The sequence below is a fragment of the Streptomyces sp. RK62 genome, from assembly GCF_018070255.1.
GTDB classification, from domain to species: Bacteria; Actinomycetota; Actinomycetes; order Streptomycetales; family Streptomycetaceae; genus Streptomyces; species Streptomyces nigra.
This window is the reverse complement of the sequence record NZ_JAGPYD010000007.1, coordinates 83,939-107,859: the sequence shown is the minus strand read 5'-3', so window position 1 is coordinate 107,859 and position 23,921 is coordinate 83,939. Positions and strand designations below refer to the sequence as shown.

At 72.2% G+C, this 23,921-nt stretch carries 22 protein-coding genes, 2 tRNA genes and 1 pseudogene; 14 read left to right on the top strand and 11 right to left on the bottom strand.

The genetic code is table 11. The features are described from left to right. Nucleotides 1–137: 137 nt before the first annotated feature. On the bottom strand, nucleotides 138–587 hold the full coding sequence (locus KBY32_RS15085) for an SSI family serine proteinase inhibitor (RefSeq protein ID WP_115504354.1): 450 nt from the start codon (nucleotides 585–587) through the stop codon (nucleotides 138–140). Nucleotides 588–755: 168 nt separating this feature from the next. Here KBY32_RS15085 and KBY32_RS15080 point away from each other — a divergent pair. The 3 genes and pseudogenes from KBY32_RS15080 to KBY32_RS15070 form a co-directional block, all read left to right on the top strand. Further along, a tRNA-Ser gene (locus tag KBY32_RS15080) sits at nucleotides 756–846 on the top strand. 219 nt (nucleotides 847–1,065) lie between these two features. Then, nucleotides 1,066–1,138: transfer RNA gene (locus tag KBY32_RS15075), tRNA-Arg, on the top strand. A 76-nt stretch (nucleotides 1,139–1,214) separates the two neighbouring features. Continuing rightward, a pseudogene (locus KBY32_RS15070) lies at nucleotides 1,215–1,898 on the top strand (Type 1 glutamine amidotransferase-like domain-containing protein); the annotation flags it as partial. On the opposite strand, the gene KBY32_RS15065 reads toward KBY32_RS15070, so the two are convergent. Next, nucleotides 1,836–3,146, bottom strand: coding sequence for an MFS transporter (locus KBY32_RS15065; RefSeq protein WP_247689492.1), 1,311 nt, complete (start codon nucleotides 3,144–3,146; stop codon nucleotides 1,836–1,838). The pseudogene KBY32_RS15070 and the gene KBY32_RS15065 overlap by 63 nt on opposite strands. Before the next feature lie 91 nt (nucleotides 3,147–3,237). Between KBY32_RS15065 and KBY32_RS15060 the strand changes: the two genes are divergently transcribed. Beyond that, nucleotides 3,238–3,999: a DeoR/GlpR family DNA-binding transcription regulator gene (locus KBY32_RS15060; RefSeq protein WP_210980415.1), complete on the top strand. Its 762-nt coding sequence runs from the start codon at nucleotides 3,238–3,240 to the stop codon at nucleotides 3,997–3,999. 113 nt (nucleotides 4,000–4,112) lie between these two features. Here KBY32_RS15060 and KBY32_RS15055 read toward each other — a convergent pair whose 3' ends face one another. Then, nucleotides 4,113–4,595, bottom strand: a complete 483-nt coding sequence (locus KBY32_RS15055; protein ID WP_210980414.1) for a MarR family winged helix-turn-helix transcriptional regulator — start codon at nucleotides 4,593–4,595, stop codon at nucleotides 4,113–4,115. 143 nt (nucleotides 4,596–4,738) lie between these two features. Between KBY32_RS15055 and KBY32_RS15050 the strand changes: the two genes are divergently transcribed. From KBY32_RS15050 to KBY32_RS15035, 4 genes are all read left to right on the top strand, one after another. Continuing rightward, a complete protein-coding gene (locus KBY32_RS15050; protein ID WP_210980413.1) occupies nucleotides 4,739–5,128 on the top strand; it encodes an HGxxPAAW family protein in 390 nt (129 codons plus the stop codon). Nucleotides 5,129–5,189: 61 nt separating this feature from the next. Further along, the gene (locus KBY32_RS15045) at nucleotides 5,190–6,068 is read left to right on the top strand and encodes a DUF2797 domain-containing protein (protein WP_210980412.1); all 879 of its coding nucleotides are present in this window, start codon (nucleotides 5,190–5,192) and stop codon (nucleotides 6,066–6,068) included. A 280-nt stretch (nucleotides 6,069–6,348) separates the two neighbouring features. Beyond that, nucleotides 6,349–7,089, top strand: a complete 741-nt coding sequence (locus tag KBY32_RS15040; RefSeq protein ID WP_210980411.1) for a response regulator transcription factor — start codon at nucleotides 6,349–6,351, stop codon at nucleotides 7,087–7,089. Beyond that, nucleotides 7,086–8,660, top strand: coding sequence for a cell wall metabolism sensor histidine kinase WalK (locus KBY32_RS15035; protein ID WP_210980410.1), 1,575 nt, complete (start codon nucleotides 7,086–7,088; stop codon nucleotides 8,658–8,660). The genes KBY32_RS15040 and KBY32_RS15035 overlap by 4 nt, the downstream gene beginning before the upstream one ends. Here KBY32_RS15035 and KBY32_RS15030 read toward each other — a convergent pair. Continuing rightward, nucleotides 8,606–9,187, bottom strand: coding sequence for a TetR/AcrR family transcriptional regulator (locus tag KBY32_RS15030; RefSeq protein WP_210980409.1), 582 nt, complete (start codon nucleotides 9,185–9,187; stop codon nucleotides 8,606–8,608). The two genes, KBY32_RS15035 and KBY32_RS15030, sit on opposite strands and share 55 nt — an antisense overlap. Nucleotides 9,188–9,309: 122 nt before the next feature. Here KBY32_RS15030 and KBY32_RS15025 point away from each other — a divergent pair, with 122 nt between their 5' ends. The 5 genes from KBY32_RS15025 (at nucleotide 9,310) to KBY32_RS15005 (ending at nucleotide 16,150) form a co-directional block, all read left to right on the top strand. Then, the gene (locus KBY32_RS15025; protein ID WP_210980408.1) at nucleotides 9,310–10,191 is read left to right on the top strand and encodes an SDR family oxidoreductase; all 882 of its coding nucleotides are present in this window, start codon (nucleotides 9,310–9,312) and stop codon (nucleotides 10,189–10,191) included. A 93-nt stretch (nucleotides 10,192–10,284) separates the two neighbouring features. Next, a complete protein-coding gene (locus KBY32_RS15020; RefSeq protein ID WP_210980407.1) occupies nucleotides 10,285–11,589 on the top strand; it encodes a bifunctional glycosyltransferase family 2/GtrA family protein in 1,305 nt (434 codons plus the stop codon). Beyond that, the gene (locus KBY32_RS15015; protein WP_210980406.1) at nucleotides 11,586–13,664 is read left to right on the top strand and encodes a glycosyltransferase family 39 protein; all 2,079 of its coding nucleotides are present in this window, start codon (nucleotides 11,586–11,588) and stop codon (nucleotides 13,662–13,664) included. Before KBY32_RS15020 ends, KBY32_RS15015 begins: the two co-directional genes overlap by 4 nt. A gap of 70 nt (nucleotides 13,665–13,734) precedes the next feature. Further along, a complete protein-coding gene (locus tag KBY32_RS15010) occupies nucleotides 13,735–15,285 on the top strand; it encodes an MFS transporter (RefSeq protein WP_210980405.1) in 1,551 nt (516 codons plus the stop codon). Nucleotides 15,286–15,367: 82 nt separating this feature from the next. Continuing rightward, nucleotides 15,368–16,150 carry a TetR/AcrR family transcriptional regulator gene (locus KBY32_RS15005; RefSeq protein ID WP_210980404.1) on the top strand — a complete coding sequence of 261 codons (783 nt, stop codon included), beginning with the start codon at nucleotides 15,368–15,370 and terminating at the stop codon, nucleotides 16,148–16,150. 10 nt (nucleotides 16,151–16,160) lie between these two features. On the opposite strand, the gene KBY32_RS15000 is transcribed toward KBY32_RS15005, so the two are convergent. The 4 genes from KBY32_RS15000 to KBY32_RS14985 form a co-directional block, all read right to left on the bottom strand. Then, nucleotides 16,161–16,631, bottom strand: coding sequence for a PPOX class F420-dependent oxidoreductase (locus KBY32_RS15000; protein WP_055625249.1), 471 nt, complete (start codon nucleotides 16,629–16,631; stop codon nucleotides 16,161–16,163). 48 nt (nucleotides 16,632–16,679) lie between these two features. Continuing rightward, a complete protein-coding gene (locus KBY32_RS14995) occupies nucleotides 16,680–17,504 on the bottom strand; it encodes a YceI family protein (RefSeq protein ID WP_210980403.1) in 825 nt (274 codons plus the stop codon). A 94-nt stretch (nucleotides 17,505–17,598) separates the two neighbouring features. After that, on the bottom strand, nucleotides 17,599–20,082 hold the full coding sequence (locus KBY32_RS14990) for an MFS transporter (protein WP_210980402.1): 2,484 nt from the start codon (nucleotides 20,080–20,082) through the stop codon (nucleotides 17,599–17,601). 13 nt (nucleotides 20,083–20,095) lie between these two features. Next, complete coding sequence (locus KBY32_RS14985; protein ID WP_055625252.1) at nucleotides 20,096–20,545, bottom strand: MarR family winged helix-turn-helix transcriptional regulator; 450 nt, start codon at nucleotides 20,543–20,545, stop codon at nucleotides 20,096–20,098. Nucleotides 20,546–20,751: 206 nt separating this feature from the next. Between KBY32_RS14985 and KBY32_RS14980 the strand changes: the two genes are divergently transcribed. Beyond that, the gene (locus KBY32_RS14980; RefSeq protein WP_055625253.1) at nucleotides 20,752–20,946 is read left to right on the top strand and encodes a hypothetical protein; all 195 of its coding nucleotides are present in this window, start codon (nucleotides 20,752–20,754) and stop codon (nucleotides 20,944–20,946) included. 44 nt (nucleotides 20,947–20,990) lie between these two features. Here KBY32_RS14980 and KBY32_RS35855 read toward each other — a convergent pair whose 3' ends face one another. From KBY32_RS35855 to KBY32_RS14965, 3 genes are all read right to left on the bottom strand, one after another. Further along, nucleotides 20,991–21,374, bottom strand: coding sequence for a hypothetical protein (locus tag KBY32_RS35855; protein WP_308293734.1), 384 nt, complete (start codon nucleotides 21,372–21,374; stop codon nucleotides 20,991–20,993). 395 nt (nucleotides 21,375–21,769) lie between these two features. Next, entirely contained in the window at nucleotides 21,770–22,675 is a 906-nt protein-coding gene (locus KBY32_RS14970) for an RNA polymerase sigma factor SigF (RefSeq protein ID WP_055625254.1), read from the bottom strand. A 268-nt stretch (nucleotides 22,676–22,943) separates the two neighbouring features. Next, nucleotides 22,944–23,795 carry an RNA polymerase sigma factor SigF gene (locus KBY32_RS14965; RefSeq protein WP_179199572.1) on the bottom strand — a complete coding sequence of 284 codons (852 nt, stop codon included), beginning with the start codon at nucleotides 23,793–23,795 and terminating at the stop codon, nucleotides 22,944–22,946. Between the last annotated feature and the right edge of the window lie 126 nt (nucleotides 23,796–23,921).

The window sequence follows — 23,921 nt, the reverse complement described above, 5'->3', positions numbered from 1 at the left end:
CACGCCGATGTCTCTCCGGCCTGCGCACCCTTGTCCCACCGGGCTGCCGCCGGACTCCCACGGGGCTTCGCGACACCTTCGCGGGACCTTTACGGACCCGGTGCGTCCGGTATGCGGAAGCCGTGCCCCGGGCCGCGCTACACGCCCAGGCCCTGCGCCCGCACATCGGGCAGCAGCGGCACGAACCGGTTCCACCGGGCGATCGCGCATCCGTCGCCCCGGTCGAAGCGGGCATCGACGGGACGCCCCGCCCAGGTCCCGGTGACATGCGCGGTGGCGGGCCCGCCGTACTGCATGGTGCACAGGCCGCCGGGCGCGTCGGGGGCGAAGAGGTCCCGTCCCCACCGCGTCCCCCGGTCGAGCGCGGCACAGGCGCGGGCGGCGTCGGGGTGATCACCGCCGGCCGGGTGGCAGGTCAGCTCGCGGGTGCCGTCCCCGGAACCGGTGCCGCGCACCGTGACGACGAGGTGATCCCCGGAGCCCTGGGGGTGTGCCGCGGCGGGTACGACGGTCCCGGAGCCGACGGCGAGGAGCGAGCCGGCCGCGAGGAGCAGCCGGGCGGAGACGGAACGCTTGACCTGCGACATGCCCTGACTAACGCCGCGCCCCGCCGTACGTTGCGCGGCGCAGCACGCCGGGGAAGAGCTTTGCCCTGCGGGCTCTGTGCCTAGTACCGTGGAGGTCGATTGGTGACAGCACGCTCGACTGTGTCATCATCTGCACGCACCGATCGCGCTCGCGCGAGCGGTTGTGCTGGAGGCGTCGCCTAGTCCGGTCTATGGCGCCGCACTGCTAATGCGGTTTGGGCCTTAAAGCCCATCGAGGGTTCAAATCCCTCCGCCTCCGCCCTTCGACAGGGAGCCCGGCTGATCTCAGCCAGGCTCCCTGTCCGCGTTCCGGAACCGATCACGCCGACGGGACCCGCCTCAGCCCCGTCTGAGCGCGTTTTCCCAGCTCACAAGGGGTGCGGCAAACGGATTTCACATGGCGGCGGCAGTCATGTAATGTTCTTCCTGTCGCCGCGAGCGGGCCGGAAGGGCCGGGAGCGGCGAAAAAACAGAACAAGCACTCGTAGCTTAACGGATAGAGCATCTGACTACGGATCAGAAGGTTGCAGGTTCGAATCCTGCCGAGTGCACACAGGTAAGAGGCCCCGGAGAGATCCGGGGCCTCTTGCGTTGCGGTGCGTACACATCGGGCGGGGGAGCCACGTCATGACCCATGACCTGCCGGCTCCACCTGGTCTGCGCGGGCAGCGGCGGCGGCTAGAGGAGCGCGGGGGTGCGTTGCACGAGGTGTGGGGGGCGTGCTTGGGTCGGGTGATGGATTGTCTGTTGACGGCCGGTGGGCTGCGGAACGACACATTGCGGGATGCCCTGCGGGACATGCTGGGGCGCCCGTTCGGGGCGGCGAACGTCGTGTACATCCCCACGGCGTCCCTCGCCGAGCCCGGGGACCACGGGTGGTTCCTCGCGGATCTGAACCGTGTGCACGGGCTCCGCTGGCGGGAGTTCGACGTCCTGGAGCTGAACGGTCTGCCGCCGCAGCGGGTGCTCGACCGGCTGCTGCACGCCGACGTCGTCTACGTCGGCGGCGGCAACCACTACCACCTCGCGCGCAGCATCACCGGCAACGGCCTGGCGGACGGCATCCTGAAGGCGCTGGAGAGCCGGGTCTACGTCGGGCTCAGCGCCGGGTCGATGATCTTCAGCCGGCATCTCGACGAGCACTCCGCCGACGTCATCGGGGACACCGCCGACCTGCATGTGCTCGGCGCGACGACGCTCGAGCCGCCGTTCGGGCTCTTCGACTGGTACCTCAAGCCCCACCTGTACTCACCGGACTTCCCCGAACGGGACGACGCCTGGGCGGACCGCATCGTCGAGCGGGCCGACTTCCCCCTCTACTTCATCGACGACGACACGGCCGTCCGCGTCCGCGGCGGCGAGGTCGACGTCGTCTCCGAGGGACGTTGGCGCTTCCACCCGTGACTCCGGACGCAGCACCCCGGCGCCCACGGCCGTCGTCACGCACAGCAGGGTGAGCAGGACGAAGGCGTGGTTGAGGGCGACCACATGGGTCAGCCAGCCGATGACCGCCGGGCCGGCGAGCATGCCGACGTAGCCGAGCCCGGCGACCCGGGAGACGTTCGCGCCGGCCGCCGCCGGGTCCGCGTGCCCGGCCGCGCTGAACAACTGCGGGACACAGCCGGACAGGCCCAGGCCGAAGAGGGCCCAGCCCGTGAACGCCGTCCACAGCCACGGGCCGAAGGCCACGAGCGTGATGCCGACGGCGGCCATGGCCGCGCCGTGGCGCAGGATCGCCATCGACCCGAAGCGGGCGGCGAGCCGGTCGGCCAGCAGACGGCCGGTGGTCATCGCCGCCGCGAAGGTGCCGTAGGCGAAGGCGGCCGTGCCGATGGACGCGCCGAGGACGTCCTTCAGGTGCAGGGCGCTCCAGTCGTTGGCGGCGCCCTCGCAGAGCATGACCATCAGGGCGAGTACGGCGAGGAGCCAGACGCGTCCGGCGGTGCCGCGGCGTCCGGAGGCCGGTGACGCCTCCTCGGTGACGGTGGCTTCGGCGGAGGGTGGGGCCGGCATCAGGGCGCGTGCCGAGGCCAGGGCGATCACGACGCTCACCGCTCCGACGCCGGTGAGGGTCACGACCGGGCTGATACCGGCGCCTGTCGCCCCGGCCGCGACAAGAGCCGCCAGCACCCCGCCCACGGAGAACGTGGCGTGGAAGCCCGACATCACGGGACGGCCGTACGCCTTCTCCACGTGGACGGCGTGGGCGTTCATGCTGACGTCCAGGCCGCCGTTGCAGAAGCCGAAGACCAGCAGGGCGCCCGCGAGCGTCCACGGGTCGTGGGCGAGGGCGGGCAGCACCAGGGACGCGCCGCACAGGACGCCGGTGGCGGGGACCACGACACGTGCGCCGAGGCGGTCGGTCAGGGGGCCGGCCATCTGCATGCCCGCGAAGGCGCCGAGCCCGAGCAGGACGAGCAGGCCGCCCAGGGTCGCGTGGCTGACGCCGACCCGCTCCTCGACGGCCGGGATGTGCACCACCCAGGCGCCCATCAGCGTGCCGCAGAGGACGAAGTAGACATAGGTCGCCACACGGGCGCCGAGGAGCGAGCGTTCCATGGCGAGAACGGTAACGAACAGTTGGGATGTTCGAAAGAGCTGGCAATGAACGCCTTGCGTGTGCATTTCTGGGTGGTGTTCAATCCCCGGTATGAGCAACGCAGACCGGCACGGGCTGATCGCGAAGGCCGTCAGGGACTCCGGTGGCGCCACGGTGCAGGAGCTCGCCGAGCTGACCGGCGCCTCGGAGATGACCATCCGGCGCGACCTCGACACCCTGGCCGCGCAAGGCGTCCTGGAGCGCGTGCGCGGAGGGGCCCGCTCCCTGCTGCTCCGGGGCGAGGAGCCGCCGTTCGCCCTGCGCGCCCATGAGGCGGTCGAGGTCAAGCGGCGGATCGCCGCCGAGGTGTCCGCCCTCGTCGCCGACGGCGAGAGCGTCCTGCTGGACAGCGGCACCACCTGTCTGGAGGTCGCCCGGCTTCTGCGCGAGCGGCCCGTCACCGTGATGCCGTTGTCCCTGCAGGCCATCCAGGTGTTCGGTGAGGCGCCCGGCCCGGCCACGCTTGTGGTGCCCGGCGGGCAGCCGCGCGCCGCCGAGGGAGCCCTGACCGGCCCCCTCACCCTCGCCTCCCTGGCCGCCCTGCGCTTCGACACCGCCGTCATCGGCTGCTGCGGCCTGAGCGCGGCCGACGGTCTGACCGCGTACGACCTCGACGACGCCGCGGTGAAGAAGGCGGGCATCGCCTCCGCCCGCCGTGCCGTCGTCGCCACCGACGGCGGCAAGCTCGGCCGCACCGCCTACGCGTACGTCGGCCCCGCGAGCGCCCTGCACACCCTCGTCACCGACGACACGGCGGCCGCCGACGAGGTGGCCGCCCTCGAACGCGCCGGCACCGTCGTCAAGACCGTCTGAGGCGCCCGGGATTGGGTTTCCTCAGGCGTACTTCCAGCGCCAGGCGTTCCGCCGTAGAAGCACTTGATGCTGATGCCGGCCCCGCCGCCGCTGTTCGTCGTGACGCGCCCCGGTCAGGTGCCGTCCTGCTCCCGGAGTGCGTCGATGTACGTCTGCGCGAGACCGGTCGCGCGGGTGAGCCAGTCCGTGAGGACGGCGATCTCGGCCGCCGAGTAGGAGGCGAACAGCTCGATCAGGCGGACGTAATAGGGGCCGTAGAGCGACTCGACGCGGGTGAGCGCGGCGGGGACGGCGGCCACCCTGACGCGGCGCCGGTCGGCGGGGTCCGGGCGGCGGGTGACGAAGCCGGCGCGCTCCAGGCGGTTGAGGATGCCGGTCATCGCACCGGTCGTGACGTGGACCTGTTCCGCGAGCGCGCCCGCGCTGAGCAGGTCGTCGCCGGCCTTCACCACGAAGCCGAAGCAGAGCAGGTCGGTGATGTTCAGCCCGAGCCGCTGGGCCATCTCCTGCTGTCCGAGCAGATGGGCGGCGATGAGCGAGTCCATCGCCTCCAGAGCCTGGGCGGGGCTGGCGGTGGGGCGTGGCGTGGCTGACATCTTCCGTTTTACCTTAGCTCGTGAGAGATTTAGTTCCTGAAAGTCTCACGTCGTAAGGGATCTGGGGTCCCTCGACGTGCCGGGTTCCGCTGCCCCCGGTCGGAGTGGGGGTGGTGTGGAGTGGAGCGGGAGGAGCAGGCGGCATGAGCCAGTATGACGAGGGCCATACGTTCGCCGGGTGGATCGGGACGGCGGTCGCGACCGTCGGCTGTTCGGCGCTGGGGGCGGGGATCTGCGTCACGTCGGCCTCGCTGCTCGTGGGCGGGTTCGCCGTGACGGTGGCGAGCGTCCTCGTCACCTGGGTCCTCCATCTGACCGGCTGGGGCAAGCCGTCGGGGATCCGGCCCAGGGATCAGTGGGGGATGCGGGTGCGCGATCTGAGCGCACGGGAGGGGCATCCCGACTGCTGGGGGTGCCGGCTGGCCGGGCGGGGGCGGCGTACGGCGGAGGCGCCGGGCGTGGTGGTGCGGGCCTCCGCCGGGGCGGTGCCGGGCCGGGAGGCGGCCGCCGTGAGCGCTGGGGGCGAGGCATAGAAACCGCAGGTGAGAGCGGTGCTGGCCGTGTTGTCAGTGGCTGGCTCTAGTCTCGACGGTGATGGGACAGGCATGGCAATGTTCGGGGCTGCGGTGGTCGGCGGACGGGCCCGAGCTGGTCTGGGACGGGGGTCGGCGGTCGGCGCTGACCCGGGGGAAACGGGTGGCCTTCGGGGTCGCGGAAGGGGGAGTGCGGACATGTGTGGGAGCCAGACGGCATCCCTGTCCGCGGCGCGCGGCCGTACCGGGGCGGGGCACGGGGGCGCGGTGCGAGGAGTGCGCGCGGCTGGATCGGGCGCACTCGGTGGCGGCGGACACCATCGCCGACGACCCGCGGCCGTACCACGTATATCTGGCCTGGTTCGGGCCCGGGATGACCAAGGTCGGCATCACCGCCGTTGAGCGGGGCTCGGCGCGGCTGCTGGAGCAGGGGGCGGTCTGCTTCAGCTGGCTGGGTGCCGGTCCGTTGATGGCGGCGCGGCGCACGGAGGAGCTGCTGCGGGCGGCCCTGGGTGTGCCGGACCGCATTCCGTACGCCGACAAGCGGGCCGTGCGCTCGTCGTTGCCGATGTCGGAGGCGGAGCGGGCGGCCGAGGTGGCGGAGCTGCACGCCCGTGCGGTGGCGCTCACCGGCTGGCCGGAGTCGCTGGCCCCGGAGCCGTGCCGACCGGTCGACCACGCGGGGGTGTTCGGGCTGGCCGGGCTGCCGCCGGCGGTCGGCGCGGTCGGTGAACTCGTGGCGGGTGGAGCGGTGAGCGGGGAGCTGGTGGCGGCCGCGGGGCCGGACCTGCATCTGCGGACGGAACGGGGGGTGGTGGTCGTCGACACACGGTTGCTGACGGGGTGGGAGCTGGTGGCAGTGGAGGCGGACGGTGAACTGACCGTGCCGGTGGTGGAGTTCAGGGGGCGGGAAGGGGGCGTGCAGGACGGGTTGTTCTGAGGGCCTTCGGGTTCGGGGCGCTCGGTGCTGGAGGCCTTGAGTGCACAAAGGTCCGGTCCGCAGGGCCCGGCCCCAGAGGATCCAGCCGCCAGGCCGGCAGGCGGGGGCGCAGAGGCGGGTCCCGGGACCCCGCCGCAAGGCCCAGCCCCAGAGGATCCAGTTGGCAGGGCCAACCCCCAGCCCCTTCCCAGCCGCCTCCTGAGAGCACCCTGTGTGTTTCTCAGGTGAATCACAGGTTGGGGAAAGGGTCTTCTCAGGGGCTCTCGACAGGGTGGGCCCCATGACCACGACCTCGCCCCAGGGGCGTACCGAACTGCTGAGGCCGGACGGGAGCCCCGTCCGCGTGCTGGTGGTGGACGACGAGCAGTCGATCACCGAACTGCTGTCCATGGCACTGCGTTACGAGGGCTGGCAGGTCCGCGGCGCCGCGGACGGCGCGGGGGCCCTGCAGGCCGCGCGCGAGTTCCGGCCCGACACCGTCATCCTCGACATGATGCTGCCGGACATGGACGGGCTGACCGTCCTCGGCCGGCTGCGGCGGGAGCTGCCGGACGTGCCGGTGCTCTTCCTGACCGCCAAGGACGCCGTCGAGGACCGGATCGCCGGGCTCACCGCGGGCGGGGACGACTACGTCACCAAGCCGTTCAGCCTGGAGGAGGTCGTCGCCCGGCTGCGCGGTCTCATCCGGCGCTCCGGGGCGGCCGACCGGCGGGCCGAGTCGGTGCTGGTCGTCGGCGACCTCACCCTCGACGAGGACAGCCACGAGGTCACGCGGGCAGGGCACAGCATCCATCTGACCGCGACCGAGTTCGAGCTGCTGCGCTTCCTGATGCGCAATCCGCGGCGCGTGCTGAGCAAGGCGCAGATCCTCGACCGCGTGTGGTCGTACGACTTCGGCGGCCAGGCCAACGTCGTCGAGCTGTACATCTCCTATCTGCGCCGGAAGATCGACGCCGGACGGGAGCCGATGATCCACACGCGGCGCGGCGCCGGGTATCTGATCAAGCCGGCCGTGTCGTGAGCGGGCGGCGACGGTCGCGGACGCGGCGGGCGGGTCAGCCGCGCACGCTGCGGTCCCGGCTCGTCGTCGCCTGTGTGACGCTGATCGCCGTGGTCTGCGCGGTGATCGGCACGGTCACCACGCTCGCCCTGCGCGAGCATCTGGACGACCAGCTGAACGGGCAGGTCGAGGACGCCGGCAAACGGCTGTCCGGGCCGTTCAAACCGGGCGGCGGGGACGCCCCGGCGAACGAGGACCGGATCGAGGGCTTCGTCACCAAGGGGCCCGTGCAGACGGGCGCCGTCGCCGCCGAGGCCGGCCCCGGCTCCGGGGTCGTCCGGGCCGTGATGGCCGAGCGGCAGCCGGACGAGTCCACGGGCTTCGAGGGCCGGGCCATCGAGCTGGGCGCTACCGTCAAGGGCGTGCTCTCCGGGGTCCCCCACGACGGAGGCACCCACACCGTGACCCTCCCCGGGCTCGGCGAGTACCGGGTCCTGTACGTCCCCGCACTCGACGGCGGCGGCTACTACGTGGCCCTGCCGACCGCGACGGTCACCGGCACCCTACGGACCCTCGTCCTCATCGAGGCCATCGTCACCGCCGCCGCCCTCGTGGCCGCCGGGATCGCCGGCACCGCCATCGTCGGCGTGGCCACCCGCCCCCTGCGCCGGGTCGCCGCCACCGCCACCCGGGTCTCCGAACTCCCCCTGCACACCGGAGAGGTCAACCTCAGCGAACGCGTCCCCGAGCCGGAGACCGACCCCCATACCGAGGTCGGCCGGGTCGGCGCCGCCCTCAACCGGATGCTGGACCACGTCCACGCCGCCCTGCACTCCCGCCAGCAGAGCGAGACACGGGTACGGCAGTTCGTAGCGGACGCCAGCCACGAGCTGCGCACCCCGCTCGCCTCCATCCGCGGCTACGCCGAACTCACCCGGCGCGGCCGGGAGGAGATCGGCCCGGACACCCGGCACGCGCTCAGCCGTATCGAGTCCGAGGCGGCGCGGATGACCCTGCTCGTGGAGGATCTGCTGCTGCTCGCACGGCTGGACGCCGGACGGCCGCTCCAGTTCGAGCGGACGGACCTGCTGCCGCTCGTCGTGGACACCGTCAGCGACGCCCGCGTGGCCGGGACGGACCACACCTGGCGGCTCGACCTGCCCGACGAGCCCGCCGTCGTCCCGGCGGACGCGGCCCGTGTGCAGCAGGTCCTGGTCAACCTGCTGGCCAACGCCCGCACCCACACCCCGCCCGGCACCACGATCACCGCCCGGGTGCGGCGCCGGGACGCGTGGGTGTGCGTGGACGTCGTGGACGACGGGCCGGGGATCCCGGCGGACCTGCTCCCCCGGGTCTTCGAACGGTTCGCGCGCGGCGACTCCGCGCGCTCCCGCACCACCGGCTCCACCGGGCTGGGCCTCGCGATCGTGCAGGCCGTGGTCAGCGCGCACGGCGGTGCCGTGACCGTCGACAGCGTGCCCGGACGCACGATCTTCACCGTCCGGCTCCCCGCGCGGCCCACCGGAGTCGGCCTCGTTCAGCCCAGGGATGCGGTGGCCGCGCGCAGATCCTCCAAGGCCGCCAGCGCGTAGGGCGCGAGCGGTTCCTCGTCGTCCCGGTTGCCGCCCTCGGACCAGCGGGCGTACCCCTGCTTGAAGGCGAGGACGCCCATCTCCGCCGCGAGGTGCGCGGTCGGCTCGGGCACCCCGCGTGCGACGAGCGCGGTCGTCATCGCGGCCGCGAGGCCGACGCTCTTGAGGGCGTCCCGCTCCTGCAGTTCGGTGCTGGCCGCGACGGCCGCCTTCAGCCGGGGGCCCAGCTCACGGTTGGCCGGGCCCATGGCGCCCGACGCGCGCTCGAGTCCGGCCGCCACCGCCTCCAGCGGGCTGGCATCTGCGGGCGCCTCGGCGACACCCTCCGCGAGCAGCCGGCTGAGCGTCTCCTGACCGGCCACGAGCAGTTCGCGCTTGTCGGAGAAGTGCCGGAAGAAGGTGCTCTTGGTGACGCCGGCGCGCTCGGCGATCTGCGCCACGGTCGTGGCGTCGTACCCCTGCTCGGTGAACAGGTCGACCGCCGCGACGACGAGTCGCTGGGCCGCTCCCGGTTGCCATCTAGCCATGCGACCAGGATAGGTGATGGGACAAGAGTCCCATCAGGGTGTACGGTCGAGTGACGGGACAAGAGTCCCATCACCAGATCGCAGGGTCCCATGACCGGGCCCAGCACTTCACGGGAGTCCTCATGCACGTCATCGTCACCGGCGGCACCGGCACCATCGGTTCCGCCGTCGTCGCCGAACTGCTCGCCCACGGCCACACCGTCCTCGCCCTGGCCCGCTCCGACGCCTCCGAACGGACCCTCCGGGACGCCGGCGCCGAGGTGCTGCGCGGCGAGATCGCCGACCTCGGCGTCCTGCGCTCCGGCGCCGCGCAGAGCGACGGCGTCGTCAACCTGGCCTTCGGGCGCGACTACGGCACCCCCGAGGCGCTCGCCCGCTCCATCCGCGAGGAGGGCGCCGCGCTGACCACGCTGGCGGACGAACTCATGGGCGGCGACCGCCCGCTCGTCACCGTCTCGGGCACACCGTGGATCCCGGGACGCGCCGCCACCGAGGCCGACCCGGTGGCCACCGACGGTCCCGTGGGCGAACGGGGCCGCAAGGTCACGGAACTCCTCGGCCTGGCCGAGCGGGGGCTGCGCGCCATGGCCGTCCGGATGCCGCGCACGGTCCACAACGAGGGGCAGGGCGGGTTCGCCGGGATGCTGACCGAGACCGCCCGCCGCACCGGTGTGGCCGGCTACCCGGGTGACGGCACCCAGCGCTGGCCCGCCGTGCACGCCGCGGACGCGGCGGCGCTCTGCCGTCTGGTGCTCGAGTCGGCACCGGCGGGCACGGCCTGGCACGCCGTGGCCGACGAGGGCGACGCGGTACGGGACATCGCCGCGGTCGTCGGCCGGCGGCTCGGCCTGCCCGTGGCGTCGGTGCCGGAGGAGACGTTCGGCCCGTTCGGACCGATCTTCGCCGCCGACCAGCCCGCGTCCAGCGCCCACACCCGCGAGGTCCTCGGCTGGCGCCCGAAGCACCCGAGCCTGCTCGAGGACCTGGAGAACATCCGGCCCTGACCCGGACGGACGGGGACAAGCGCCCGCGCACTCACAGGTGCGGCACAGCCCCAGCACACCGCCGGAACAGGGCAGTTGACGACAGTCGGCCCCATGCGAACCGACTCTTCCCCCGGCACCCTGCCGGCCCGGGAGCACCTCCCGGCCATGGACGCCGGTACCCCTGTCCTGGACGTGGTGATCCCCGTCCACAACGAGGAGAAGGACCTTCGGCCCTGCGTACGGAGACTGCGCGACCACCTCGGGCGGACCTTCCCGTACCCCTTCCGCATCACCGTCGCGGACAACGCGTCGACCGACGCCACCCCGCGCGAGTCGCGCCGGTTGGCGGCCGAGTTCCCCGAGGTGAGAGCCGTACGGCTGGAGCAGAAGGGACGCGGCCGGGCGCTGCGGACGGTCTGGTCCGCGTCCGACGCCCCGGTCCTCGCGTACATGGACGTGGATCTGTCCACGGACCTCAACGCCCTGCTGCCGCTGGTCGCCCCGCTGATCTCCGGTCACTCCGACCTGGCGATCGGCACCCGGCTCGGCCGGGGCTCGCGTGTGGTGCGCGGCGCCAAGCGCGAGGTCATCAGCCGCGGCTACAACCTCATCCTGCGCGGCTCGCTCCAGGCGCGCTTCTCCGACGCCCAGTGCGGGTTCAAGGCCATACGCCGTGACGTGGCCGAGGTGCTGCTGCCGCTGATCGAGGACACCTCCTGGTTCTTCGACACGGAGATGCTGGTGCTCGCCGAGCGGGCGGGCCTGCGCATCCACGAGGTGCCGGTCGACTGGGTCGACGACCCCGACTCCAGCGTCCACCTGGTGCGGACGGCGACCGAGGACCTCAAGGGCGTATGGCGGGTGGGCCGGGCCCTGGCGACGGGATCCCTGCCGCTGGACCGGCTCGCCCGCCCCTTCGGCGACGACCCGCGCGACCGCGAGGTCCGGGGTGTGCCCCAGCACCTGCCCCGCCAGCTCCTCGGCTTCTGCGCGGTCGGAATCCTCTCCACCGTCTTCTACCTGCTCCTCTACAGCGCCTTCCGTACGTTCGCCGGGTCGCAGACGGCCAACGCGCTCGCCCTGCTGGTCTCCGCGGTCGCCAACACCGCCGCCAACCGGCGCCTCACCTTCGGGGTGCGCGGCCGTACCGGCGCCGTACGCGACCAGGCGCAGGGGCTGGTCGTCTTCGGCATCGGCCTCGCCCTCACCAGCGGCTCGCTCGCCGCCCTCGACGCGGCCGGCGGCGAGCCCGCGCACTCCACCGAACTCGCGGTGCTGGTCGCCGCCAACCTCGCCGCGACCGTCCTGCGCTTCCTCCTCCTGCGGGCCTGGGTCTTCCCGGACCGGCGCGAGCCCGTCCCGTCCGGCACCTCCCACCCGCCCCGTACCGCGACCGAAGCGAGGGACCCCCGATGACCGTCCACGACCACGCGTTCCCACGGCGGCTGTGGCGCGGGCGGCCCGAGGACCCGCGGTGGGCCCGCCCGGCCTTCCTCGCCCTCCTGCTCGCCACGCTCCTTCTCTACCTGGCGAACCTCAGCGCCTCCGGCTACGCCAACTCCTTCTACTCGGCGGCCGTCCAGGCGGGCAGCGAGTCGTGGAAGGCGTTCTTCTTCGGCTCGCTCGACGCGGCGAACGCCATCACCGTCGACAAGCCGCCGGCCGCGCTGTGGCCGATGGCGCTGTCGGTCCGCCTGTTCGGACTGCACAGCTGGGCGATCCTGCTGCCCGAGGTCCTCATGGGCGTCGGCACGGTGGCCGTGGTGTACGCGGCCGTGCGTCGCCGCTTCAGCCCCGCGGCCGGTCTCATCGCGGGCGCGGTGCTCGCGCTCACGCCCGTCGCCGCGCTGATGTTCCGCTTCAACAACCCGGACGCGATGCTCGCCCTGCTGATGGCGGTGGCCTGTTATCTCGTCATCCGGGCCCTGGAGGACGGCCGTACGCGCTGGATCGTGTGGGCCGGTGCCGCGATCGGCTTCGCGTTCCTGGCCAAGACCCTCCAGGCCTTCCTGATCCTGCCGCCGCTCGCGCTCGTGTACGCCGTCTGCGCGCCGGTCCCGGTGCGCAGGCGCGTCGCCCAACTGGCGGCGGGACTCGGCGCGATCGTCGTGGCGGGCGGCTGGTGGGTGGCGGTCGTCGAACTGTGGCCCGCCTCCTCCCGCCCGTACATCGGCGGCTCGCAGAACGACTCCTTCCTGGAACTGACCTTCGGCTACAACGGCCTCGGCCGGCTGAACGGCGACGAGACCGGCAGCGTCGGCGGGGGCGGCGCCCCGGGTGGGGGCGGAGGCGGCGGCTGGGGCGAGACCGGCTGGGACCGGATGTTCGGCTCGGTCGTCGGCGGCCAGATCTCCTGGCTGATCCCGGCCGCGCTGATCCTGCTCGTCGCGGGCCTGGTGGCCACGCGCAAGGCGGCGCGCACCTCGGTGACACGCGGCGCGTTCCTGGTCTGGGGCGGCGCCCTGCTCACGACGATGCTGGTGTTCAGCTATATGCAGGGCATCTTCCACGAGTACTACACGGTGGCCCTCGCCCCCTACATCGCCCCGCTCGTCGGCATGGGCGCCGCGCTGCTCTGGGAGCGACGCGACCGGACGTGGGCGGCGCTCACCCTGACGGCCGCGATGACGGCGACCGCAGCCTGGGGGTACGTCCTGCTGAACCGCTCCTCCGGCTATCAGCCCTGGCTGAAGTGGCTGGTCCTGGTCGGCGGTCTGACGGCGGCGCTGGGCCTGCTGTTCGCGGCCCGGCTGGGACGCCGGATCGCCCTCGGCGTGGCCGGACTGGGACTCGTGACCGCACTGGCCGGCCCGGCGGCGTACACCCTGACCACGCTGGGCGAGGCCCACACCGGTTCGATCGTCACGGCGGGCCCCGCGGTCACGGGCGGCCGGGGCGGCGGTCCGGGCGGCGGTGGTGGCCCCGGCGGAGGCATGCCGGGCGGGAACATGCCCGACGGCAACGGCTTCCCGGGCCGACCGGGTCAGGGGCAGCAAGGTCAGCAAGGCCAGGGCCGGCCCGGCCAGAACCTCCCCGGCGGGATGCCCGGAGGAGGTACGCCCGGCGACGGCAACCCCCAGGGCGAGACGCCCGACGGCCGTGGCGGAGCCGGCGGCATGGGCGGCCTGCTCAACGGCGCCGGCGTGAGCGACGAGGCCAAGGAACTCCTGGAGGACGACGCACAGGCGTACACCTGGGTCGCGGCGGCGGTCGGCGCGCAGAACGCGGCGAGCTACCAGCTCTCCACGGGCGACCCGGTCATGGCGATCGGCGGCTTCAACGGCACCGACCCGTCCCCGACGCTCGACGAGTTCAAGGAGTACGTGGCGAACGGCGAGATCCACTACTTCATCGCGGGCGGCGGCGGCATGGGCGGCGCGAGCGCCGGCACGTCCTCGCAGATCAGCACATGGGTCCAGGAGACCTTCGCATCGGTGACGGTCGACGGCACGACGTTCTACGACCTCACGAAGCCGAAAACCGAGAGCTGAGGGAGGCCGGCGCCGAGGGTGGCCGTAATCCCGTTGTACGCCGTATAGGAACCCCTCTACGGTGTAGAGCATGACGACGTCCTCACCGGAACAGGCCGCGGCCCAGCCGCCGCAGCAGCCGCCCGCCCCCGGCGGCCACCCCCAGCGCTGGCTGATCCTCGGCGTCCTCTGTCTCGCCGTGCTCACCGTGGTGCTGGACAACACCGTCCTGAACGTGGCGATCCCCTCCCTCACCCGGGAACTGGACGCCTCCACCTCCGACATCCAGTGGATGATCAACGCCTATTCGCTGGTCCAGTCGGGCCTGCTGCTCACGGCGGGCAGCGCCGCCGACCGGTACGGCCGCAAGAAGATGCTGGCGGTGGGCCTGGTCCTGTTCGGCACCGGTTCGCTGGTGGCCGGACTGGCCGGGTCCACCGGCCAGTTGATCGCGGCGCGGGCCGGCATGGGCGTCGGCGGCGCGCTGCTGATGACGACCGTGCTGGCCGTGGCGATCCAGATCTTCACGCCCGAGGAGCAGCCGAAGGCCATCGGTATCTGGGCGGCGGTGAACTCGCTGGGCTTCGCCGCCGGGCCGCTCCTCGGCGGCTTCCTGCTGGACCACTTCTGGTGGGGCGCGATCTTCCTGGTCAACCTGCCGGTCGCGGCGCTCGCCCTGGTCGCGGTCATGACCCTCGTCCCGGAGTCGAAGAACCCTCCCCCAAGCTCTCGGCTTCGCTCGAGCAGGGGGGACCCCCATGGCGACCGCCCCGACATACCAGGCGCCGTGCTCTCCACGATCGGCATGGCCGCGCTGGTGTTCGCGATCATCTCCGGTCCGGAGCACGGCTGGACGTCGGACCGGGTGCTGCTGACGGCGGCCGTGGCCGTCGTGGTGCTGGCCGCCTTCGCGCAGTGGGAGCGCCGCGTCCCGTATCCCATGATCGACATGCACTTCTTCCGCGACCGGCGGTTCACCGGTGCGGTCTCGGGCGGTGTCCTCATCACCTTCGGCATGGGCGGTTCGCTCTTCCTGCTCACCCAGCACATGCAGTTCGTCCTCGGCTACGAGCCCCTGGAGGCCGGACTGCGGACGGCACCGCTCGCCCTGATGATCGTCGCGCTGAACTTCACCGGCGTGGCCGCGAAGTGGGCGGCCCGGCTGGGGACGCCCCGCGCCATCGGGCTCGGCATGCTGGTGATGGCGGCGGGCCTGGCCTCCGTGGCCACGGTCGCTCCCGGCGGCTACACCGGCACCCTGCTCGGGCTGGTGCTCATCGGCACCGGCGCCGCCGTGGCGAGCCCCGCCATGTCGCACGCCATCATGAGCGCGATCCCGCCGGAGAAGGCCGGTGTCGGAGGCGGCATCAACGGCACCGTCGCCGAGTTCGGCACCGGACTCGGGGTGGCCGTGCTGGGCGCCCTGCTCAACGCGCGGTTCGCGGCGCTGATCCCGATGGCCGCCGCCTCCCTGCCGATGGCGCTGGCCCAGGCGGACGGCGCGGCCGAGCGGGGGCGGGTCCTGGACGCGTTCTCCTCCGGCCTGGAGACGAGCCTTCTGGTCGGAGCGTCGGCCGTGCTGCTCGGCGGACTGGTCGCCGGGGCGTTGCTGCGGCGGGCGGAGAGGGCAGACAAGACCTGAGCGCCGGCTCGGGTGGCTCCCCGGGCCCCGGGGGCCGCCTGGCATCCTGAACAGCCGGTGACGGAGTCGAGGAAGGTGCGCGATGGCGAGGGCAGCCCGGCAGTCCCTGCGGACCAGTGTCTGGCTGGAGGAGAAGCCCCGCCGTGGCGCCCGGGGCGGCGGTCAGCCCTCCGGCCTCGACCGGGAGCGCATCACCGAGGCGACCGTACGGCTGCTGGACGCCGAGGGGCTGGCCAAGTTCTCGATGCGCCGGCTCGCCGCCGAGCTGAACGTGACCGCGATGTCCGTGTACTGGTACGTGGACACCAAGGACGACCTGCTCGAACTCGCCCTGGACGCGGCCTTCGGCGAACTCGACCTGCCCGACACCGACACCGAGGCCGACGAAGAAGCGGACTGGCGGGACGACCTGCGCGCGCTCGCCCGCGCCTACCGGGGCCTCCTGGTCCGCCACCCCTGGCTGTCACCGCTGATCGGCACCTACGTCAACATCGGCCCCAACAGCCTTCGCTTCTCCCGGCAGGTGCAGCGCATCGTGCGCCGCACCGGCCTGCCCGCGCACGGCCTGGTGGCGGCGATCTCCGCCGTCTTCCAGTTCGTGTACGGCTTCGGCACGATCGAGGGGCACTTCATCGCCCGCAGCGCGGCGTTCGGCATGAGCCCCGACGACTACTTCCGGCACGCGATGAGCTCGGTGACCGCGTCCGCCGAGGCCGCCGACATCGTCCAGGACTCCGCCGAACTCATGGAGGCCCGGGGCGGCGACACGGTCGAGGAGATGTGGGAGCGGGACTTCGAGTTCGCCCTGGACCTGCTGGTGGCCGGCATCGAGGCGATGGTCGACCGGGCAGGCCCCACCTCGTAGTCCTGGGGCCTCAGTCGCCCTCGACCAGCCGCGCCGGGAAGCCGCCCGTGGCCACCGGACCCCAGCGCTCGGGCGTCACCCGGATGATGGACTTGCCCTGCTTCACCATCGCCGCCCGGTACTCGTCCCAGTCCGGGTGCTCCCCGGCGATGTTCCGGTAGTACTCGACGAGCGGCTCCACCGAGTCCGGCGCGTCCACGACCTCCGCGGTCCCGTCGATCTGCACCCAGGGCCCGTTCCACTCGTCGCTGAGGACGACCACGCTCACCCGCGGGTCCCGCTTGGCGTTGCGGGTCTTGGCCCGCTCCGGGTACGTGGAGACCACGATCCGCCCCGAGTCGTCCACTCCGCAGGTCAGCGGGCTGGCCTGCGGGCCGCCGTCGGACCGGCGGGTCAGCAGCAGGGCCCGGTGCCGGGGGCGTACGAAATCGAGCAACTCTTCGAGGGAGACCCGGGTGTTGGTCGCGATGTTCGGTGCCATGGGTCGAGCCTAGGTGCCTCCGGCCCGTTCAGCCTGACCCTGCTGTGCTCAGGCTTCCGGGAGTGTCTCGCCTTGCACGGCCTGGATGTCGAGCTCGACCTTCAGCGTCGTGCCGATCGCGGCGATGCCGGCCTGCACGACCTGGTTGTAGTTCATGGCGAAGTCGTCCCGGCGCAGCTCGGTCGTCGCCCGGAACGCGGCGCGGGTGCCTCCCCACGGGTCGGCGCCGGTCCCGAGGTAGGCGAGGTCCAGGTCCACGGGACGCACCACCCCGCGCATCTCCAGCTCGCCGCGCACGGTCCAGCGGTCGGCGCCGGTGGCCTGCGTGACGCCCGTCGAGCGGTAGACGATCTCCGGGTACCGCTCCACGTCCAGGAAGTCGGGTGAGCGCAGATGCCCGTCGCGCATCTCGTTGCCGGTGTCGATCGAGGCGGCCTCGATCACCGCCTCCACCCTGGACTTGGTGATGTCGTCCGGCGCGATCTCGACGGCGGCGGAGAACCGTGTGAACCGGCCGCGCACACTGGAGATCCCCAGGTGCTGGGCGACCGCGGCGACCGTGGAGTGCGCCGGGTCGACGGTCCACGGGCCGGGCGGCGGCAGTTCGGTGCCGCCCTGGCGGGCCAGCGTGACCGTGCCGACCTCGGCCCGCCCGCTCGCGGTCACCAGCGCGCTCGCAGCGGCCGGCGCGTAGCCGACGGCGGTGACGATGACGGTGTAGGCCCCGGCCGGCAGCGGGTTCGCGTCGTGGACCGCGCCCTCCGGGTCGGCCTCCAGCCGCAGCACCTGCGCCCCGGTCATGTCCGTCACCGTGACGACCGCGTGCGGCACGGCCCATCCGTCCCGCGTGCGGACCCTCGCGGTCAGTCCCATCTCACGTACTCCTCGGAAGTCTTCGAAAAGGAACCGGCCCGGGGCGGCGGCGCGCCTCCGCTCGGAGCGCGCCGCCACCACGGGCCGGGTCAGGTCACTCGCCGGGGTGGGCGAGTTCGATGTCGTGGTCGTCGGTGCCGCGGCCGGTGACCGTCAGCGCCGTCGCCACCGGCGGGTAGCCGGTCGCGATGACCGTGTACTCGCCGCCGTCCAGGTCGGTGAAGGCGTACGCCCCGTCCGCCCCGGTCGTCGCCGTGCCGACGACGTTGCCGGCCGCGTCGACCAGCGTCACCCGGGCGTCGGCCAGCGGGCCGTGCGGCGCCCGGACGACACCCTGGACCTGGGCGCCGGCCTCCAGCTCGACCTCGATCCGGGTGACCCCGGTGCCGGCGACCTCGACGGGCAGGGCACGCGGCCGGAAGCCGTCGGCGTTGACCGCGACGGTCACGGCCCCGGGCACCAGCTCGGCGAAGCCGAACTCGCCCTGCTCACCGGTGGCGGCGGAGGCCAGCAGATCGCCGCGCACATCGGTGACGATCACCATGGCGCCGGTGACCGGCTCCCCGTCCTGCGCGGCGCGCACCACGCCGTTCAGACCGCTGGTGCCGCTGAGCAGGATGTCGTACGCCACCGGCTCGTCGCCGTCCACGACGATCGTGGAGGCCTGCGGCTGGAAGCCGTCGGCGGAGGCGATCAGCACGTACGAGCCCGCGCCGGGCGCGTCCACCGTGTAGGCGCCGTCGGCCTGCGCGACCGAGCGGCCCAGCTGCCGTCCGGCCAGGGAGATCAGCGTGACGGCGGCCTGCGGGACCGGCGCGCTCTCGGCGCCCCGGACGAAGCCGCGCACCGGGACCCCGCCGGAGGCCGCGCCCCCGGCCGCCTCGGCGTCGGCCACGGTGGCCACGGCCGCGAGGACCTGGGCCGTGCCCGGGGCGGTCTCGGCCTGCGCCTCCGAGGCGGTCTCCGCAGCGGCAGGCGTCTCGGCCGGCACGGCGCCCGCGTCCTCGTCGGCCTGGGCCAGGGCACCCTTCGTCTTCAGGGGGACCTCCTTGATGAACACGGCGAACACCAGGGCGAGCAGGGCGATCGGCGCCGAGTACAGGAAGACGTCGGCGACACCGTGGCCGTACGCGCTCTCGACGACCGTGCGGACCGGCGCGGGCAGGGAGTCCAGGTCGGGGATCTCACCGTGACCGGAGGACGAGCCCCGCACCCCGAGCTCGGCCAGGCCGTCCTGGACGTAGTGGGTGATCCGGTGGCTGAGGACCGCGCCGAGCGCCGAGACGCCCATGGCACCGCCGAGGGACCGGAAGAAGTTCACGACGGAGCTCGCGACACCGAGGTCGCTCGGGTCGACCTGGTTCTGCGTGGCGAGGACCAGGTTCTGCATCATCATGCCGACGCCGAGACCCAGCAGCGCCATGTAGATCGCGACGTGCCAGTACGCCGTGTCGTAGCGGATGGTGCCGAGCAGGCCGAGGCCCGCCGTGACCAGCACACCGCCGCCCAGCAGCCAGGCCTTCCAGCGGCCGGTGCGGGTGATGATCTGGCCGGAGACCGTCGAGGAGACGAACAGGCCGAGGATCATCGGGATCGTCAGGACGCCCGACATGGTCGGCGACTCGCCCCGGGCCAGCTGGAAGTACTGGCTGAAGAAGATCGTGCCCGCGAACATCGCGATGCCGACGAACAGCGAGGCCAGCGACGCGAGGGTGATGGTGCGGTTGCGGAACAGCCGCAGCGGGACGATCGGCTCGCTCGCCCTGGACTCCACGAACACGAAGAGCAGCAGCAGCACGAGCGCGCCACCGGTCATCGCACCGGTCTGCCAGGACTGCCAGTCGTACTTGTCACCGGCGAAGGTCACCCAGATCAGCAGCAGGCAGACCGCGGCGGTGATGAAGAACGCGCCGGCCCAGTCGACCTTGACCTTCCGCTTCACCACGGGCAGGTGCAGGGTGCGCTGCAGCACGATCAGGGCGACGACGGCGAAGGGCACGCCGACGTAGAAGCACCAGCGCCAGCCGAGCCAGTCGGTGTCGGTGATGACACCGCCGATCAGCGGGCCGCCGACCATGGCGGTGGCGAAGGTGGCGCCGAGGTAGCCGTTGTACCGGCCGCGCTCACGCGGCGAGATCATCGCCGCGAGGATGATCTGGGCCAGCGAGGACAGGCCGCCCATGCCGATGCCCTGGACCGCGCGGAACGTGATCAGCATGGCCGGGTTCTGCGACAGACCGGCCAGCGCCGAGCCCGCCACGAAGACGACCAGGGCCAGCTGTATCAGCAGCTTCTTGGAGAACAGGTCGGCGAGCTTGCCCCACAGCGGAGTGGACGCGGTCATCGCCAGCAGCGACGCGGTCACCACCCAGGTGTAGGCGCTCTGACCGCCGCCGAGGTCCTGGATGATGTCGGGCAGCGCGTTGGAGACGATCGTCGACGACAGGATCGCGACGAACATGCCGAGCAGCAGCCCGGTCAGGGCCTCCATGATCTGCCGGTGGGACATCGGAGCGCCGGTCGGGGCTCCCGAATGCTTGGCGTGGGCCCGCACACCGGCTGGTGTGGTCGTTGCCATGAACTTCCTTCTCCTACTGGGTGATCGCGGGTGTACGGCAGTCGTCGAAGCTGGCCCTCAGCCGGGCCATGAGCCGGATGAGCGCGGCGATGTCGTCGTCGGACCAGTCGCCGAGCCGCTCCTCGAGCAGCCGTGTGGTCCGGTGGGACATCTCCCGCACCCGTTCCTCGCCGCTGGGGGTGAGTCGCACGATGCGGCTTCGCTTGTCCGCCGGGTCGGGGGAGCGCTCGATCCAGCCGCGCTCGGCCACATGGGCGACATGCCGGCTGGTGACCGACATGTCCACGGCGAGCAGCTCGGCGAGCTTGCTCATGCGCATCTCCCCATGGCGGACCAGCAACGTCAGTACGGCGGCGGAGCCGGAGGGGCAGTCGGACGGCAGAGTGCGTCCCATCTCCCGCTTCACGGCGCCGAAGGCACTGAACTGGCGGACCAGCTCCTCGTACTGTGCCGTTTCGGCCATCACACCTCCCGTATTTGTTGCTCTGGGCAACTATAGACAGTGCTTGGTTGCTACAGGCAAATAAATCCGGGGATGGGGCCGCAAAAAGTTGGCAAAGGCAAGTATTGCGACCGTAAATGTGCAGGTGGCGTGGGGTGTGTGGACCTGTGTGCGGAGCGGCGTCCCCCACTTGGGCCGCACCGGCACATTCGCTAGGGTCTCGGGCCATGGCTAACACCCAGGGCCCCCAGGGCCACCACGACCCCGCAGGCAGCACCCAGATGTTCCGCGCCTTCGTCGACGAGGGGCCGCAGGCCGCCGCAAGCCCGCAGGCCTCCTCCGGCCCGCGCATCGGTCTGATCGTCGGCGTGATCGCCGCCGTCGTGATCGTCGCCGCGGTCGCCTGGCTCGCACTGAAGTAGCGCCGCGAGCAGCAGCAGTAGTACGGCTCGGCGGTAGTACGGCCCTACTCCCACCGGACGGAGACGTCCCGAGTCTCCACGTGCATGCCGAGCGGCACCCTCCAGGCGTCCACGCACACCGTCCAGGTCCGCTCGGCCCGCGCGCCGGCCGCGAGGGGCGCCGGGAGGTCGTGCGTCGACTCCACCGTGGACCAGTCGACGCCGAGCGCCCCGATGACATGGCTGCCGAAGGTGACGGTGCCCGAACGCACGGGCCGGCCCTCGGTGTTGTGGAAGGTGAGCGTCACCTTCTCGCACCAGCGCCGGTCGGCGGGCTCGCGCACCGGCTCGCCCGTGACGAGCCGCGCCGGTGGGGCGGGCGCCGGGGACGCCGGGCTCGTCGGCGCGCTCGCGGAGGGGGCCGGGGTCTCCGGAGCCCCGGACGCCACCAGACCGGGGCTGGAACTGCCCGACGGCCGCCCCCCTGCGGTGCCCGCGGCCTCCGTACCCGCTTCCGGCGCCCCTGCTTCCGTGGCGGTGGACGAGCCGGGCCCCTGAACCGCCCGCCGCCCGACAGCGTCACCCGGCGTTCCGGACGGCAGCGGCACCAGCCTCACCGCCCCGGTCGGCCCCGGAGTACCGGACGGCCCGCCCCCGGGCCCCGTCGCGACGAACCCCTCACCACCCTCGTCACCGCCCCCGCACGAGGCCAGGCCGGCCCCCACGCAGACGACGACGGCCGCCGACGCGCCCAGGAGGGCGCACCGACGGCCGGGTGTCGAGGTCGTCCACATCGCGCGGAGCATCGGGCCATGGTGGCTGACACTCCGTCACATGGGAAGGGTCAGTCGGAGATGAGCCCCTCGCGCAGCTGGGCCAGGGTCCGGGTGAGCAGCCGGGAGACGTGCATCTGGGAGATGCCGACCTCCTCGCCGATCTGCGACTGGGTCATGTTGGCGAAGAAGCGCAGCATGATGATGCGCCGCTCGCGGGGCGGGAGCTTGGCCAGCAGCGGCTTGAGGGACTCCCGGTACTCGACGCCCTCCAGCGCGGTGTCCTCGTAGCCGAGCCGGTCGGCCAGCGAGCCCTCGCCGCCGTCGTCCTCCGGCGCCGGGGAGTCCAGCGAGGAGGCGGTGTAGGCGTTGCCCACCGCGAGGCCGTCGACGACGTCCTCCTCGGACACGCCCAGCACGGCGGCGAGTTCGGTGACCGTCGGCGAGCGGTCCAGCTTCTGGGACAGTTCGTCGCTGGCCTTGGTCAGCGCCAGGCGCAGCTCCTGGAGCCGGCGCGGGACGCGCACCGACCAGGACGTGTCGCGGAAGAAGCGCTTGATCTCGCCCACGACCGTCGGCATCGCGAAGGTCGGGAACTCCACGCCCCGCTCGCAGTCGAAGCGGTCGATCGCCTTGATCAGGCCGATGGTGCCGACCTGGACGATGTCCTCCATCGGCTCGTTGCGCGAGCGGAAGCGGGCCGCCGCGTAGCGCACGAGTGGGAGGTTGAGCTCGATCAGGGTGTCCCGGACATACGCGCGCTCGGGGCTGTTCTCGTCCAGCGCGGCGAGCCGCAGGAACAGGGAGCGGGACAGGGTGCGGGTGTCGATGTCCGCCGATGCCGGGACGGCTGTGATGTCGGATGCCGGAAGAGCCGGGGCCGGAACGGCCTCGAGAGCCGAACGGTCGAGCGCGGCGTCGGGCGACTCGCTCTTCATGAGCGTGAGCACCTTCGAGCTGCCCTGGTCTGCGGACATGCCACCCCCTCTGGGTCGCGGGACGGTCGTGGCGAACGCTCCGAACGAGGAACGCCAGCCTTCACCTGAATACCGGAGCCGAAGCCGCGGCAAACGCGCTAGCCGAAGAATGTCACATGTCGGCAACACGCTGTAGTGACATGTCGACATGTGAGATCCGAATCAGCCCTGCATACAGGGGGTCTGACGGAGTTTCGGCGCTCAACTGTCGGCATCGGCCCTGGTGAGCGATTCGCTCTCGCAGGTGATGGCTCGCTCGGATTTGCGGTCAGGCGTCGATACGGTTCGCCGAGCGGAGCCGCTGGAAGCTACGCGCCAGTAGCCGCGATACGTGCATCTGGGAAACGCCGAGTTCCGCACTGATCTGCGACTGGGTGAGATTGCTGTAGTAGCGCAGAAGCAGAATGCGCTGTTCCCGTTCCGGGAGCTGGACGAGGAGATGGCGGACCAGGTCGCGGTGCTCCACGCCGTCCAGCGCGGGGTCCTCGTAGCCGAGCCGGTCGAGCAGCCCGGGCAGCCCGTCGCCCTCCTGCGCCGCCTCCAGCGAGGTGGCGTGGTACGACCGCCCGGCCTCGATGCAGGACAGGACCTCGTCCTCGGTGATGCGCAGCCGCTCGGCGATCTCGGAGGTGGTGGGGGTGCGTCCGAAGGCGGTCGTGAGGTCCTCGGTGGCGCTGTTCACCTGGACCCACAGCTCGTGCAGCCGGCGCGGTACGTGGACCGTGCGGACGTTGTCGCGGAAGTACCGCTTGATCTCGCCGACGACGGTCGGCATCGCGAAGGTCGGGAACTGAACGCCCCGGTCCGGGTCGAAGCGGTCGATGGCGTTGATGAGGCCGATGGTGCCGACCTGGATCACGTCCTCCATCGGCTCGTTGCGGGAGCGGAAGCGGGCGGCCGCGTAGCGCACGAGCGGGAGGTTCGCCTCGATGAGCGCCGCGCGCACGCGGTTGTGCTCCGGCGTACCCGGCTGGAGCTCCTTCAGCTCCCCGAAGAGGACCTGGGTGAGTGCCCGGGTGTCGGCGCCACGGCTGCGCGGCGGGGACGCGGGGGTTTCCTCCTGCGTCGGGGCTTGAGGCGCAGTACTGGCCGGCACGGTCAACTCCACCTCGTGATCCATCAACTCATCCGTCAAAAGCGGTCATAGCATCACAAGACAGTTCATTGTGTTCAAGTACCGCATAATCCCGTGTTGAGGGCCCGTCACCCCGACGGACACGCGAAAGCCCCCCGCCGGGGGGCGGAG